The organism is Cumulibacter manganitolerans (assembly GCF_009602465.1).
Classification (GTDB): domain Bacteria; phylum Actinomycetota; class Actinomycetes; order Mycobacteriales; family Antricoccaceae; genus Cumulibacter; species Cumulibacter manganitolerans.
Window position 1 is genome coordinate 1 of sequence record NZ_WBKP01000039.1, and the last position, 13225, is coordinate 13225.

The window sequence follows — 13225 nt, forward strand, 5'->3', positions numbered from 1 at the left end:
CAGCACGCCGGGCCGCCGCCCCAGCACGCCAGGCCGCCGGCCGGGCGCGGCGGGGGCGATCGCCTCGAACCGCCCGGTCGCCCGCGCGCGCGGCCACCACGCCTCCCAGAACCGATCAGCACCGTCGTCCACAGCAGCGATGGTAGGCGAGCCGCCGCCGGCGTTCAGTACGCTGCACCCCCATGAGCACCCCCGCCCCGCAGCCGGCACCGGTCCCCGACGAGATCGGCTCGTTGCTCGTCGTCCGGCACGGCCAGACCGAGTGGTCGCGCAGCGGCCAGCACACCAGCTACACCGACCTCCCGCTGCTGCCCGAGGGCGAGCGGCAGGCGCGTCGCCTCGGCCCGCTCCTCGAGGCGTTCGGACCGGTACGCGTGCTGTCGAGCCCCCGGACCCGCGCGCGACGGACCGCGGAGCTGGCCGGCTTCACCCGCTACGAGGTCGACGACGACCTCGTCGAGTGGAACTACGGCCGGTACGAGGGCCGCACCCGCCGCGACGTGCAGGTCGAGCGCCCGGACTGGACGATCTGGACCGGCACCCCGGACGGCGGTGAGCTCATCACGGACGTCGCGGCGCGCGCCGGGCACGTCATCGAGAAGGTGCTGCCGGACCTGCACGACCGGCGCTGCGTCGCGGTGTTCTCCCACGGGCACTTCTCGCGGGTGCTGCTGGCTACCTGGCTGGGGCTGGCCCCGGCCGACGGCCGGATGTTCTCCCTCGACGCCGGCTCCTTCGGCGTGCTCACCGAGGACCGCGGCCAGCGCGTGCTGCGACGGTGGAACCAACCCACCTGAGCGCACGGCGATAGGGTGGAGCGGTGAAGATCGACAAGGACGCCGCACCGTTCACCGCCCTCGCCGCCGCGCCGACCGTGGTCGCCGCGCTCGCCGGGAAGCGGCGGCTGGCCCTCGGCCTCGCGGCGCTGACCGCCGGCGTGACCGCCTTCTTCCGCGACCCGCAGCGGTTCCCCGACCTCGGGCACGAGGTCGACGCGAGCATCGTGCTGGCTCCGGCCGACGGCCGCGTGATGCACGCCGGCCCCGGGCAGGCCGGGATCGCCCCCGAGGGCGACTGGAACCAGGTGAGCATCTTCCTGTCGCTGCTCGACGTGCACATCAACCGCACGCCGTACGGCGGGACCGTGACCAAGGTCGCGCACCGGCCCGGCCGCTTCCTGGCCGCGTTCAAGAACGAGAGCGCCACCGAGAACGAGTGCACCGAGCTCGTCGTCGAGCGCGACGTGGACGGAGAGCACCGCGTCGTCGTGTTCCGACAGATCGTGGGCCTGCTGGCCCGCCGGGTGGTCACCCGCGTCGCGCCGGGCGACCGAATCGCCACGGGCCAGCGGATCGGGCTGATGAAGTTCGGCTCCCGCATGGACGTCTTCGTCCCGGCGAGCGTGCCGCTGTTGGTCAGCGAGGGCGACCGGGTCATCGCCGGCGAGTCCACGCTGGCCCGCTGGCCGCAGAGCGGGAGCGTCGCGCGCTGATGGTCCACCGCCAGCCACCTGAACCGGGCACCGGCCGGGTCCGGGGAGCCCTCCAGCGCGGACGCCGCGGGTTCCGCCTCATCTCGCAGACCGGCGCCCGGGTCGTCGCGCCATCCCGGCTGCACGGGGGCGCCCGGTGGCGCGCCATGCTGCCGAGCCTGTTCACCCTCGCGAACATCCTGTGCGGCTTCGGCTCGGTGCTGCTGTCGTTCCAGGGCCGCTACCACTTCGCGGCGGTGCTGATCGGCGTCGCGGTCGCCCTGGACATCTCCGACGGAGCCGTGGCCCGCGCGGTCGGCGCGATCACCCCGTTCGGTCTGCAGTTCGACTCGCTGGCCGACCTCATCTCCTTCGGCCTCGGCCCCGCGGTGTTGCTGCACACGTGGGGCTTCGGCGCCTCAGGCCCGCTCGCGTGGGTGCTGCCGATGTTCTGGCTCGCCTGCGCAGCGTTCCGGCTCGCGCGGTTCAACGTCACCATCGACCCCCTGGCCGACAAGCGCTACTTCATCGGGCTGGCCAGCCCCGGCGCCGCGGGCGTCGTCCTGGCCTCGGTCTTCCTGTTCGAGCCGCCGTTCGACGGCTGGTCGATCCTCATCCCGATCCTCTCCGGCGGGATCGCGGCCGCGCTGATGGTCTCGTCGTACCGCTTCATGTCCTTCCGGATGCTGGTCTCGCCGAAGGGAAACGGCGTCTACGTGTCGATCGGCGCGCTGGTGCTGCTGGCGGTCGGCTTCGCGACCGTGCCGGCCGTGACCGGCGCCATCGTGGCCTACGGCTACGTGCTCGTCTGCCCGCTGGGCTGGATCACCGCCCCCGTCCGCCGCAGGCTGCTCGGGCCGGGTGCCGTCGCGCCGCCGCGCTACAAGCTGCCGTCGGTGCTGTTCCCGGAGGAGCCCGACGAGGTGGACCCCGACGAGTACGAGGACGACGAGGAGGCGCAGTCGGCCGAGCTGTTCGGCGACCACCCCAACGCGCCTCACACGTCGCGGCCGTAGCCCTCCCGCACCGGCCGCGAGAACAGCAGCACCAGCAGCGCGATGGCGACCACGAGCACCGGCAGGCCCACGGCCACGTTGCCGAGGGTGAACGCGAGCGACCAGCCCACCGGCACCAGGATCAGCTGCAGGACGATCGTCGGTACCCGCGGCCACACCTCGACCTTCCACAGGGCGACCGACATCCGCACGAGCAGCAAGCCGCCCAGCGCCACGAACACCGCGCCCATCAGCGAGGCGGTCTCGTCGGTCGGCTTTCCCGCGAGCGAGAGGTATCCCCAGGCGACGGCGTAGCCCAGCGCGACCAGCCCCTCGGCGAGCACCAGGACCGCGGCCAGCATGAGCTGCGTGCTGCGGTGGGTGCCCGCCGCGTAGGTGTACGGACGCGGGGTCTGGTTCGTCTCATTAGGGCGATCTGCGGGGTCTGTCGGCACGGGAGCAAGGGTACCCACCGCTAGGCTTGGGCCCCATGCGCGCTCTCCTCGTCACCAACCCCAAGGCGACCGCGACGACCCCGCGCGTGCGCGACGTGATCATCGGCGCGCTGTCCGCGCGGGCGCAGGTGGAGGTGGCGCACACCGACCATCGCGGCCACGCGATCGAGCTCGGCACCCGCGCCGCGACGCACGGCTACGACCTGGTCATCGCGCTCGGTGGTGACGGGACGGTCAACGAGATCGTCAACGGCCTGCTCGCCGACGGCCCCCGCGACGGCCTGCCGGCGCTCGCCGCGCTGCCGGGTGGCTCGGCGAACGTCTTTTGCCGCACGCTGGGGCTGTCGAACGACCTGGTCGACGCGACCGGCCAGCTGCTGGAGGCGCTCGCGTCCGGCAGCGGCCGCACGATCGGGCTAGGCCGGCTCGAGGGGCGCTGGTTCGTCTTCACCGCGGGCGTGGGCTTCGACGCCGCGGTGGTGCACGGTGTGGAGCTGCGTCGCGGCAACGGCCGCAAGGCGAGCCCGTTCATGTACGCCGGCACCGCCATCCGCGATTTCTACGTCGGCGAGCACCGGCACCGCACCCGGATGCAGGTCGCCCTGCCCGGGCGGCCGCCGGTGGAGGACGCGTTCCTCGCGATCGTCACGAACACCACGCCGTGGACCTATTACAAGGACACCGCCGTGCAGCTGACCCCCGAGGCGTCCTACGAGACGGGGCTGGATCTGTTCGCGCTGCGCAAGGTCGGCGCGGCGTCGGTGGCCCGGCTGCTATGGCAGGTGACCCGCAAGAAGCCGCACCCGCACGGGCGGAAGGTCACGATCGAGCACGACCTGCAGGAGCTCGTGATCAGCAGTCCCGACCCGCTTCCGGTGCAGGTCGACGGTGACTTCGCGGGAGAGCTCGACCGCGTGCGCATCCAGAGCGTGCCGCACGCGCTACGCGTCATCTGCTGAGCGGGCAGACGTCGCCGGGGCGCATTGTTTAGCGGTGATAAACGTGTCAAGCGTGACCCGCAAGGTTTTATCTCACAGCGCCACACCCCCGAAATATGAGCGTAACGACTGGCACATGGCGCGGCGCCGGGCCAGAATAGTGCGTACGCAATTTGGTTGAGACACCGCCCCCTCCTTTTCCGGCTCGGGGCACGACGGTGCACTCATAGCCGCAGCACAAGGAGTGAATATGGATTGGCGTCACCGCGCTATTTGCCGCGACGAGGATCCGGAGCTGTTCTTTCCGATCGGAAACACCGGGCCGGCACTGAGGCAGATAGAGGACGCCAAGAGCGTGTGCCGCCGTTGCCCCGTCACCGAGCAGTGCCTGTCGTGGGCGCTGACCTCCGGCCAGGATTCCGGGGTGTGGGGCGGCCTCAGCGAGGACGAGCGCCGGGCCCTCAAGCGCCGCCAGGCCCGCACCGCCCGATCGGCGTAGCGAAGACCCACCAGACCTGCATCGAAGGCTCCGAGACCACCCGGTCTCGGAGCCTTCGTCGTCTCACCGGCGGGTCAGCGGCACCTCCAGGACGGCGATCGTGCCGCGGCCGGCGCCGGCGCTGCTGACGCTGATGGTGCCCTCAAGCTCACTCTCCACCAGGGTCTGCACGATCTGCAGGCCGAGCCGGTCGGACGCGCGCAGGTCGAAGCCGTCCGGCAGGCCGCTGCCGTCGTCGGTGATGCGCACCTGCAGCGTTCCCGGGCGGCGGTGCGCCTCGACGGTCACGGTCCCCTGCTCGTGCGGCGCGAACGCGTGCTCGACGGCGTTCTGCAGGATCTCCACGACCACCAGCACCAGGGGCGTCGCCACGTCGGCGGGCAGCACCCCGAAGTTGTCCACCCGCACGATCTGCACCGTGGACTCGGGCGCGGCGACCTCGGCCACCATGGGGATCAGCCGGTCCACGATGCCGTCGAAGTCGACCCGCTCGTCCAGCGACATCGACAGCGTCTCGTGCACCAGCGCGATGGAGCTGACCCGGCGCACGGACTCCGTCAGCGCCGAGCGCACGGCCGGGACGTCGACTCGGCGGGCCTGCAGCCGCAGCAGCGCGGCGACGGTCTGCAGGTTGTTCTTGACCCGGTGATGGATCTCGCGGATCGTCGCGTCCTTGCTCAGCAGCTGGCGGTCGCGGCGGCGGACGTCGGTCACGTCGCGCAGCAGGATCAGCGCACCGGCGTCCCCATGCCGGTGCTCCAGCGGCAGCGCGCGGAACAGCACCGTGCCGCCGCCGGCGTCGACCTCCAGCCGCAGCGGGCTGCGACCCTCGAGCGCGCTGGTCATCCGGGCGACGAGGTCGTCGGCATGGAACCGGTCGTGCACGACGCTGCGCGTCACCTGCGCGAGATCGACGTCCGCCAGGTCGTTGTTCCAGCCCATCCGGCGGTACGCCGAGATCGCGTTGGGGCTGGCGTAGCGCACCCGCCCGTCCTCGTGCATCAGCACCAGGCCGTCGCCGGCCCGGGGCCCGGTGATCATCTCGGTGGCCGCCTCGCTCGGCGGGAAGGTGGCGTGCTCGACCATCCCCAGCAGCGACGTGGCCGCCTCGGTGTAGGCGATCTCCAGGGCGGACGGCGCGGCCGGGATGGGCAGCTGGCGGCGGCGGGTGATGACCGCGATCACCGGTCCGTCGGGCGTGCGGCGCACCCGGAACCGGTCCGGGGAGTCCGGGTCGTCCAGAGTGGCGCTGTAGTCGGCGTCCGCGCCGGCCTCGATCAGGTCGCGCTGGTACGCGGTGGGGCCGGTGGTCGGACGCACCTGCGCTACGCACAGGAACTTGCCCTGCTTGGTGCGCACCCACAGCAGCAGGTCGGCGAACGAGAGGTCGGCCAGCAGCTGCCACTCGCCGACCAGTGCCTGCAGATGCTCCGCGTCCTCCTGGCCGAGCGAGGTGTGCGTGGCGAGCAGGACGTCGAGCGCGGACATCGGCTACTCGATGGTGGCGATCAGGTCGCCTCCCTGGATCACGTCGCCCTCGGCGACGGACACCTCGCGCACCGTGCCGGAGACCTCGGCGATCACCGGGATCTCCATCTTCATCGACTCGAGGGTCACGAGCTCGTCGCCTTCGGTGACCGAGTCACCCGGGGCCACCAGAACCTTGAACACACTGGCAACCATCTCTGCACGGACCTCTTCGGTCATCAACTTCCTCACTTCGTGTTCGACTCGACACCTCACACTCTACCCAGGGCCGTGATGTGCGAGAATTGCTCGTCCTGCAACGATCGGAGTACACATGAGCAAGCGAGGCCGCAAGCGTCGCAGCCGCAAGAAGAACGGCGCGAACCACGGCAAGCGCCCCAACGCGTAGCCACCGCGCGGCACGTGCCGCGAGATACGTAAGAGCCCGAGACCAGCGAGTCTCGGGCTCTTCGCGTTCTAGGGTCGAGGCATGTCCTCAGTGCTCTCGGTCAATGTCGGATCCCCTGCCCCGAACAACGGGAAGGCCGCCCCGACCGGCATCAACAAGCTCCCCACCTCGGTGATCGAGGTGGCCGACCCCGGCCCGAAACGGCGCGGGCCCGGCGGTGCCGGTGTCTCCGGCGTCCGGGGCGACTTCATCGGCAGCGGACGGCACCACGGCGGCAGTGCGCAGGCCGTGTACGCCATGGCCCGCGAGGAGCTCGATCACTGGTCGCGCGAGCTCGGTCGTGACCTGCCCGACGGAATGTTCGGCGAGAACATCACCACCACCGGGCTCGACGTCGACGCCGCCGAGTACGGCGACGTCTGGACGGTGGGCGGCGCCGTGCTGCGGGTGAGCGCACCGCGCGTGCCGTGCCGGACCTTCGCGAACCGGATGGGTGAACGAGCGTGGGTCAGGCGGTTCGCCGAACGCGGCCGGGCCGGGACCTATCTGGCGGTCGTCGCGCCCGGCGCGATCGCTGCAGGGGACTCGATCAGCGTGCGGCGCTCCGGCTCGGGTCTGCTGATCGCCTCACTGCTGACGGCCTGGATGGGCGACGTCGCCGAGATGCGATCGGCGCTGGCGCACGACGACCTCGACGACGAGAGCCGGGCGCGTTTCACGCAGCAGCTGGCCACGCGCGGGACCTGAACCACCGGTCGGCCAGGGGCGAGGGGCTAGCCGCGCGGCGCGAGGCCCAGGGCGCCGGCGAGCGCCTCGAACGAGCGCAGCCGCGGCTGCTGCGCGCCGAGCGGGCTGATCAGCACGAGCTCGTCGGCCGCGCACTCGTCGACCAGCGCCTGCAGCCGCTCGGCCACGTCGTCCGGGCGGCCGGCGAAGACCAGCTTCTCGTTGGAGGGCTTGCGCGAGGCGAACTCCTCCGAGCGGGTGTACTCGAGCGCCTCGTCCAGGCTCGCGCGCGGCCCGCGCTCCCCCGCCTGCAGCTTGTCCTTGAACAGCATCCAGGTCGCGAGCGCGGCGTCCGCGAGGTCCGGCTCGTCGGTGGCGAACGCCAGGGTCGAGACGATCGCGTGCGGGCGGTCGAGGTACGGCGAGGGCTCGAACCGCTCGCGGTACTGCCGCAGCAGCGGAGCGGCGTACTGCGGGCTCATGTGGTGGGCGAACACGGCGATCAGGCCGTTGACCGCGGCGAACGTCGGGCCGTAGTCGCTCGAGCCGAGCATGAAGATCTCCGGCTGCTGATCGGGAATCGGCGCGGCGACCACCCGCGAGTACGGATGGTCCGCGGGGAACGAGTCGTAGAGGAACGCGAGCAGCTGCGCACACTGCTGCGGGAAGTCCTCGTGCGTCTGCCCGTTGCGCAGCGCGTGCGCCGTGAGGCCGTCGGTGCCGGGCGCGCGTCCGAGGCCGAGGTCGGCGCGTCCGGGGAAGATGGTCTCCAACGTGCGGAACACCTCGGCGACCTTCAGCGGGGCCCAGTTCGGCAGCATGATGCCGGCCGCGCCGACCCGGATGCGCTCGGTCGCCGCCAGCAGGCGGGTGATCAGCACCTCCTGGGAGGTGAAGGCGAGGCCGAGGTGGTTGTGGTGCTCGGGGACCCAGTACCGGTGGTAGCCCAGCCGGTCGGCGGTCTGCGCGACCTCGACGGTGTCGGCCACCGTCTGGCCAGCGGTCGCGTCGCCGCTGATCGCGACGAAGTCGAGGATCCCGACGGGGAGGCTCACGGCTGCGCGTCGGGGCGCTGCAGGCGGACGATGGTCTGGCGGGCCCGGATCACGTTGACGCCGTCGGAGATGACCGTCTCGCTCATCTGCACGGTGAGCGCGCGGATGCGCGCCTGGACGCCGGTGCGCAGCCGCTCGGGCGCCACCTCGACGCCGCAGCAGCGCTGCACCAGCGACTTCACGTTGCGCTCGAGGCTGTACTCGCTGCGGCACGGCTCGCATTCCTCGGCGTGCTGAGCCAGCGCCCGGCGATGGGCCTCGTCGCAGCTCTCGTCCTCGAGCCGGTAGGTGTCGATCAGGAACCGGCCGCAGGCGAGCTCATGGTCCCCGCCGCACGGGCAGACGTCGAACTCCGCACTCATCGCTTGACCGTCTCTTTCTCCGCCGGCAGGATGCCGCGCTCGCGGGCGTAGTCGGCCAGCAGGACCTGCAGCTGCTTGCGGCCACGGTGCAGCCGGGACATCACCGTGCCGATGGGGGTGCCCATCATCTCGGCGATCTCCTTGTACGGGAAGCCCTCGACGTCGGCGAGGTAGACCGCCAGGCGGAACTCCTCGGGGAGCGCGGCGAGCGCGTCCTTGATGTCGCTGTCGGGCAACGCGTCGAGGGCCTCCATCTCGGCCGAGCGCAGGCCGGTCGAGGTGTGCTGCTCCGCGGCATACAGCTGCCAGTCCTCGATGCCCTCGCTGGAGGACTCCTGCGGGCGGCGTTGCTGCTTGCGGTAGTTGTTGATGAACTGGTTGGTCAGGATCCGGTACATCCAGGCCCGCAGGTTGGTGCCGGGCCGGAACTGGTGGAAGGACGAGAACGCCTTCGCGTAGGTCTCCTGCACGAGGTCCTCGGCGTCCGCGGAGTTGCGGGTCATGCGCAGCGCGCCGGCGTACAGCTGGTCCAGCAGCGGCATGGCGCCCGCCTCGAACCGGGCGGCGCGCTCCTCGGGCGTCTCCGCGTCGACGTCGACGTCGGCGTCGGGATGCGGATCGTCCGTGGCGTCCTGGCCGGCGGCGACCGCGAGCTCGGCGCTCTCGGTCGGGTCGAGATCCTTCGTAGGATCCTCTTCGCTCATGTAGTCCTTCTCCGCTTGTCGGGCCGGTGCCGGGTGCACGGTCGACAATACGCGGGGGCGTTCCAGGGTGCAGGCAGTCACGAGGTGTGCAACGCCCCGCTCCACGGCGGGTATTCCCGGTGCAGCCGCCCCCGCCGGCCGGTCAGAAGAGGACGGCGTCCGGCTCGATCCGCCGGATGAGGTCCGGGCCGTTGTTGGCGACCTTGCCCACTTCCGCGCCGACCGGCCGCAGCTCCAGCGCCTCGGCGCGCGCCAGGTCGGGGTGCTCCAGCAGGTCGGCCACGTCCTCCTGCGCCGGGTCCAGCCAGCGCGTCCACGCCGCGCTCGGCAGCAGGAACGGCATCCGGTCGTGGATCTCCTCGAGGTGCCCGGCGGCCGCCGTGGTGATGATCGTGAAGGTGGTCAGCCGATCGTCGCCCTCGCCCCACAGCTCCCAGAGCCCGGCGAACGCCAACGACGAGCCGTCCTGGGCGGTCATGTAGTACGGCTGCTTCGTGCCGTCGTCGAGCTTCTTCCACTCGTAGTACCCGTCGGCGGGCACGATGCACCGGCGCTTCTTCAGCGCCCGCCGGAAGGCGGGCTTGCCGGCGACGCTCTCCACCCGGGCGTTGAACATCCGGCCGCCGGTCTTGGGGTCCTTCGCCCAGAACGGCACGAGCCCCCACTTCATCTCGACGAGCTCCCGGCCGGTGGCCGCCGTCTCGCGCGGCGCCCCGTCGTCGCCGGAGGCCGCCGCGGGCGGACCGTCGGGGTCCTCGCGCGGCTTTTCGGCCCGCACCACCGGTACCATGCGCGTCGGCGCGACGTTGAAGTCCGGGTTGCGCTCGGCCGCGATTCGGTTGGTCGCCTCGAACTCCTCGGCGATCTCGACCGGGTTCTTCTTCGACGTATACCGTCCGCACATGCCGCCAGCCTACGTCTGGAACACTGGCCGCATGACGTCTGCGCCGATCCCCTGGGCGCTGCCCGCGGGCGGCGGCCCGGTCTCCGGCACGGTTGCGGTGGCCGGCTCGAAGTCGCTGATGGCGCGCGAGCTGGTGCTGTCCGCCTCGGCCGACGGACCGTCCCGCATCGCCAACGCGCTGCGCAGCCGCGACTCGCTGCTGATGGCCGACGCGCTGCGGGCCCTCGGCAGCGAGGTCGACACCTCGTCGGACACCTGGGTCGTCACGCCGCAGCAGGCGGACGGGCCGGCCGCCGTCGACTGCGGGCTCTCCGGCACCGTGATGCGATTCGTGCCGCCGTTGGCCGCGCTACGCAGCGGCCGGACGACGTTCGACGGAGATCCGCACGCCCGCACGCGGCCGATGGCTCCGCTCCTGGACGGCCTGCGCCAGGCCGGCGCGACCGTCGACGACGACGGCCGCGGATTCCTGCCGTTCGCGGTCGCCGGCTTCGGGCGGCTGCGCGGCGGGACGGCGCGCATCGACGCCTCCGGTTCGTCGCAGTTCGTCTCCGGGCTGCTGCTGTCGGCGCCCCGCTTCGACGAGGGACTGACGCTCGGTGCCGTCGGCGAGCTGCCCAATCGCGGGCACGTGCGGATGACTCTCGCCTCCCTCCGCCAGCGCGGGGTCGACGCCGCCGAGCTCGCGGACGGCTCGTGGCAGGTGCCGCCCGGACGGATCGCCGCGCGCGACGTCACCATCGAGCCGGACGCCAGCAACTCCGCGCCGTTCCTGTGCGCGGCCGCGGCCACCGGCGGCACGGTGGCCGTGCCGCACTGGCCGGTCGGCACCGCGCAGCCGATCCGCCGGCTGCTGGAGGTGCTCGAGGAGTTCGGCGCGCGCACCGCCTTCGACGAGCGGGGCATCGTCGTCACCGGCGGCGAGCGCCGCGGCATCGACGTCGACCTCGCGGACATCGGCGACATGACCCCGGTGATCGCTGCGATGTGCCTCGCGGCCGACGGCCCGAGCCGCATCCGCGGCGTGGCGTACATCCGGGGCCACGAGACCGATCGGCTGCGCGCGCTGAGCATCGAGCTCAGCAAGCTCGGCGCCGACGTCGAGAGGACCCCCGACGGTCTGACGATCACGCCACATCCTTTGCATGCCGCCGATCTGGTGGCGTACGCCGATCACCGCATGGTGCACGCGGCCGCCGTCGCCGGTCTCCTGGTCGAGGGCGTGACCATCGACGACGTGGCGACGACGGCGAAGGCGATGCCGGCCTTCGCCGCGATGTGGAGCACGCTGGTGGTCGGCGACGCCGCCGCCGCGCCCGAGGTATCGGAGACGGCGCGCTGAGCAGGCGGTTGTCGGACTACGACGAGAGCGACGCCCGGATCCGTCCGAGCCGGCGCGGCTCTCGCCCCCGCACGAAGAACCGCCCCAAGCACGCCGATGCCGAGCAGGCGATGGTCATCGGCGTCGATCGCGGCCGCTACAGCTGCCTGATCGGTCTGGGCACCGCGGACGAGCGCCCGATCCTCGCCATGCGGGCGAAGGAGCTCGGCCGCAAGTCGATCGTCGTCGGCGACTCGGTGCGCGTCGTCGGCGACACCACTGGCGCGGAGGGAAGCCTGGCCCGCATCGTCGGCATCAACGACCGGGTCAGCGTGCTGCGGCGGTCGGCCGACGACCTGGACTCCTTCGAGCGGGTGATCGTCGCGAACGCCGAGCACCTGGTGATCGTGTGCGCGGCAGCGAGCCCCGAGCCACGCACCGGGTTCGTCGACCGCGCGCTCGTCGCGGCGTACGCGGGCGACCTCACCCCCGTGCTGCTGATGACCAAGACCGACCTGGCCGATCCCGAGCCGTTCGCGGCGCAGTACCGCGAGCTCGGCGCACCCGTCCTGCAGTGGCGCCGCGACGAGCCCGTGGACGCGATCGCCGACGCCCTCGCCGGCAGCGTGTCGGTGCTCTTCGGGCACAGCGGCGTCGGCAAGTCGACGCTGGTCAACGCCCTCGTCCCGCAGGCCGGCCGAGCCACCGGCGACGTCGCGGGCCTGACCGGCAAGGGACGGCACACGTCGTCCTCCGCCGTCGCGCTGCCCCTCGCGGGCGGCGGCTTCGTGATCGACACCCCGGGGGTGCGTTCCCTCGGCCTCGGCCACGTCGAGCCCGACATGGTCGTCGCGGCCTTCCCGGACCTGGTCGAGGGCGCCGAGCACTGCCCCAGCGGCTGCCAGCACCTGGCCGACGACCCGGACTGCGCGCTCGACGCCTGGGTGGCCGAGGGCAACAGCACGCCGGAGCGGCTGGCCAGCCTCCGGCGGCTGCTGGCGTCGCGCCGCGGCCAGTCCGACGACCACGACGACGCTGGATAGGGTGTCCCGATGACTGCCGAGTACTCAGAGGACGTGCGTCTGGCGCATGTCATCGCCGACCAGGTCGATGCGCTGACGATGGCGAAGTTCCGTTCGATGGACTTCACCGTCGAGTCCAAGCCCGACCTGACGCCGGTGACGGACGTCGACCGCGGCGCGGAGGACCTGGTGCGCGCGCTGCTGGGGCGGCACCGCAGCCGCGACGCCGTGCTGGGCGAGGAGGGCGGCGAGACCGGGCACTCGTCCCGCAAGTGGGTGATCGACCCCATCGACGGGACCAAGAACTTCGTGCGCGGCGTGCCCGTGTGGGCCACCCTGATCGGCCTGATGGACGGCGACCAGGTGGTCGCGAGCGTCGTGTCGGCGCCGGCGCTGCAGCGACGCTGGTGGGCCTCGAAGGGCAACGGCGCCTGGACCGGGCGCAGCCTGTCGCAGGGCAAGCGCATCTCGGTCTCGAAGGTCGACGCGCTCGAGGACGCCAGCCTGTCGTACTCCAGCCTCAACGGGTGGGCCGACCGCGGGCAGTTCGAGCAGTTCCTGCGGCTGACGGTCAGCTGCTGGCGCTCGCGCGCGTACGGGGACTTCTGGTCGTACATGCTGCTCGCGGAGGGCGCCGTCGACATCGCGGCCGAGCCCGACCTCGAGCCCTGGGACCTCGCCGCGCTGATCCCGATCGTCACCGAGGCCGGGGGCCGCTTCACCGGCGTCCGCGGCGGTGACCCGATGGCCGAGCGCTGCGCGGTGGCGACCAACGGCGCGCTGCACGAGCGGGTGCTCGAGGCGCTGGCGCCGGCCCCCGCGCCGACCCAGCCCGTGCGCGAGACACATCCGTACCTCTGAGCGGGCGACCCCACCGGGTCGCCCGCGGAGTCGATA

Annotated in this window: 17 protein-coding genes; 10 read left to right on the top strand and 7 right to left on the bottom strand. The window is 72.1% G+C overall.

Going from position 1 to position 13225, the window contains the following annotated elements; translation table 11 throughout:
- The first annotated feature begins 182 nt into the window (after positions 1-182).
- Genes F8A92_RS13370 through F8A92_RS13380 form a run of 3 tightly spaced genes read left to right on the top strand, consistent with a single transcriptional unit; the run spans position 183 to position 2487 of the window.
- Positions 183-797, top strand: coding sequence for a histidine phosphatase family protein (locus tag F8A92_RS13370; RefSeq protein WP_228389447.1), 615 nt, complete (start codon positions 183-185; stop codon positions 795-797).
- Between the two features lie 23 nt (positions 798-820).
- The gene (locus F8A92_RS13375; RefSeq protein ID WP_153505667.1) at positions 821-1492 is read left to right on the top strand and encodes a phosphatidylserine decarboxylase; all 672 of its coding nucleotides are present in this window, start codon (positions 821-823) and stop codon (positions 1490-1492) included.
- Positions 1492-2487, top strand: coding sequence for a CDP-alcohol phosphatidyltransferase family protein (locus F8A92_RS13380; RefSeq protein WP_153505668.1), 996 nt, complete (start codon positions 1492-1494; stop codon positions 2485-2487). Before F8A92_RS13375 ends, F8A92_RS13380 begins: the two co-directional genes overlap by 1 nt.
- Here F8A92_RS13380 and F8A92_RS13385 read toward each other — a convergent pair.
- On the bottom strand, positions 2469-2921 hold the full coding sequence (locus F8A92_RS13385) for a hypothetical protein (protein ID WP_153505669.1): 453 nt from the start codon (positions 2919-2921) through the stop codon (positions 2469-2471). The two genes, F8A92_RS13380 and F8A92_RS13385, sit on opposite strands and share 19 nt — an antisense overlap.
- A gap of 35 nt (positions 2922-2956) precedes the next feature.
- Between F8A92_RS13385 and F8A92_RS13390 the strand changes: the two genes are divergently transcribed.
- The gene (locus F8A92_RS13390) at positions 2957-3880 is read left to right on the top strand and encodes a diacylglycerol/lipid kinase family protein (RefSeq protein WP_153505670.1); all 924 of its coding nucleotides are present in this window, start codon (positions 2957-2959) and stop codon (positions 3878-3880) included.
- Positions 3881-4109: 229 nt separating this feature from the next.
- Positions 4110-4358 carry a WhiB family transcriptional regulator gene (locus tag F8A92_RS13395; protein WP_153505671.1) on the top strand — a complete coding sequence of 83 codons (249 nt, stop codon included), beginning with the start codon at positions 4110-4112 and terminating at the stop codon, positions 4356-4358.
- A 63-nt stretch (positions 4359-4421) separates the two neighbouring features.
- Here F8A92_RS13395 and F8A92_RS13400 read toward each other — a convergent pair whose 3' ends face one another.
- Both F8A92_RS13400 and F8A92_RS13405 read right to left on the bottom strand, forming a co-directional pair.
- Positions 4422-5846 carry a sensor histidine kinase gene (locus tag F8A92_RS13400; RefSeq protein WP_153505672.1) on the bottom strand — a complete coding sequence of 475 codons (1425 nt, stop codon included), beginning with the start codon at positions 5844-5846 and terminating at the stop codon, positions 4422-4424.
- Positions 5847-5849: 3 nt separating this feature from the next.
- Positions 5850-6065, bottom strand: a complete 216-nt coding sequence (locus tag F8A92_RS13405; protein WP_153505673.1) for a biotin/lipoyl-binding carrier protein — start codon at positions 6063-6065, stop codon at positions 5850-5852.
- A 94-nt stretch (positions 6066-6159) separates the two neighbouring features.
- Here F8A92_RS13405 and F8A92_RS19390 point away from each other — a divergent pair, with 94 nt between their 5' ends.
- Entirely contained in the window at positions 6160-6234 is a 75-nt protein-coding gene (locus F8A92_RS19390; RefSeq protein WP_407643698.1) for a 50S ribosomal protein bL37, read from the top strand.
- An 81-nt stretch (positions 6235-6315) separates the two neighbouring features.
- Positions 6316-6981, top strand: coding sequence for an MOSC domain-containing protein (locus F8A92_RS13410; RefSeq protein WP_153505674.1), 666 nt, complete (start codon positions 6316-6318; stop codon positions 6979-6981).
- A 26-nt stretch (positions 6982-7007) separates the two neighbouring features.
- Here the strand turns inward: F8A92_RS13410 and F8A92_RS13415 are convergent, their stop codons facing one another.
- The 4 genes from F8A92_RS13415 to F8A92_RS13430 all read right to left on the bottom strand — a co-directional run bounded on the left by F8A92_RS13415 (position 7008) and on the right by F8A92_RS13430 (position 9985).
- Positions 7008-8015 carry an LLM class flavin-dependent oxidoreductase gene (locus F8A92_RS13415; RefSeq protein WP_194291487.1) on the bottom strand — a complete coding sequence of 336 codons (1008 nt, stop codon included), beginning with the start codon at positions 8013-8015 and terminating at the stop codon, positions 7008-7010.
- A complete protein-coding gene (rsrA, locus tag F8A92_RS13420) occupies positions 8012-8377 on the bottom strand; it encodes a mycothiol system anti-sigma-R factor (RefSeq protein WP_153505676.1) in 366 nt (121 codons plus the stop codon). Before rsrA ends, F8A92_RS13415 begins: the two co-directional genes overlap by 4 nt.
- The gene (locus tag F8A92_RS13425; RefSeq protein WP_153505677.1) at positions 8374-9081 is read right to left on the bottom strand and encodes a sigma-70 family RNA polymerase sigma factor; all 708 of its coding nucleotides are present in this window, start codon (positions 9079-9081) and stop codon (positions 8374-8376) included. The genes rsrA and F8A92_RS13425 overlap by 4 nt, the downstream gene beginning before the upstream one ends.
- Before the next feature lie 142 nt (positions 9082-9223).
- Entirely contained in the window at positions 9224-9985 is a 762-nt protein-coding gene (locus F8A92_RS13430; RefSeq protein ID WP_153505678.1) for an SOS response-associated peptidase, read from the bottom strand.
- 31 nt (positions 9986-10016) lie between these two features.
- Here F8A92_RS13430 and aroA point away from each other — a divergent pair, with 31 nt between their 5' ends.
- From aroA to hisN, 3 genes are read left to right on the top strand one after another with little or no spacing between them, the layout of a single operon-like run.
- A complete protein-coding gene (aroA, locus tag F8A92_RS13435; RefSeq protein ID WP_153505679.1) occupies positions 10017-11327 on the top strand; it encodes a 3-phosphoshikimate 1-carboxyvinyltransferase in 1311 nt (436 codons plus the stop codon).
- 8 nt (positions 11328-11335) lie between these two features.
- Entirely contained in the window at positions 11336-12349 is a 1014-nt protein-coding gene (gene rsgA, locus F8A92_RS13440; protein ID WP_228389448.1) for a ribosome small subunit-dependent GTPase A, read from the top strand.
- 9 nt (positions 12350-12358) lie between these two features.
- The gene (gene hisN / locus F8A92_RS13445; RefSeq protein ID WP_153505680.1) at positions 12359-13189 is read left to right on the top strand and encodes a histidinol-phosphatase; all 831 of its coding nucleotides are present in this window, start codon (positions 12359-12361) and stop codon (positions 13187-13189) included.
- The last annotated feature ends 36 nt before the right edge of the window (positions 13190-13225 follow it).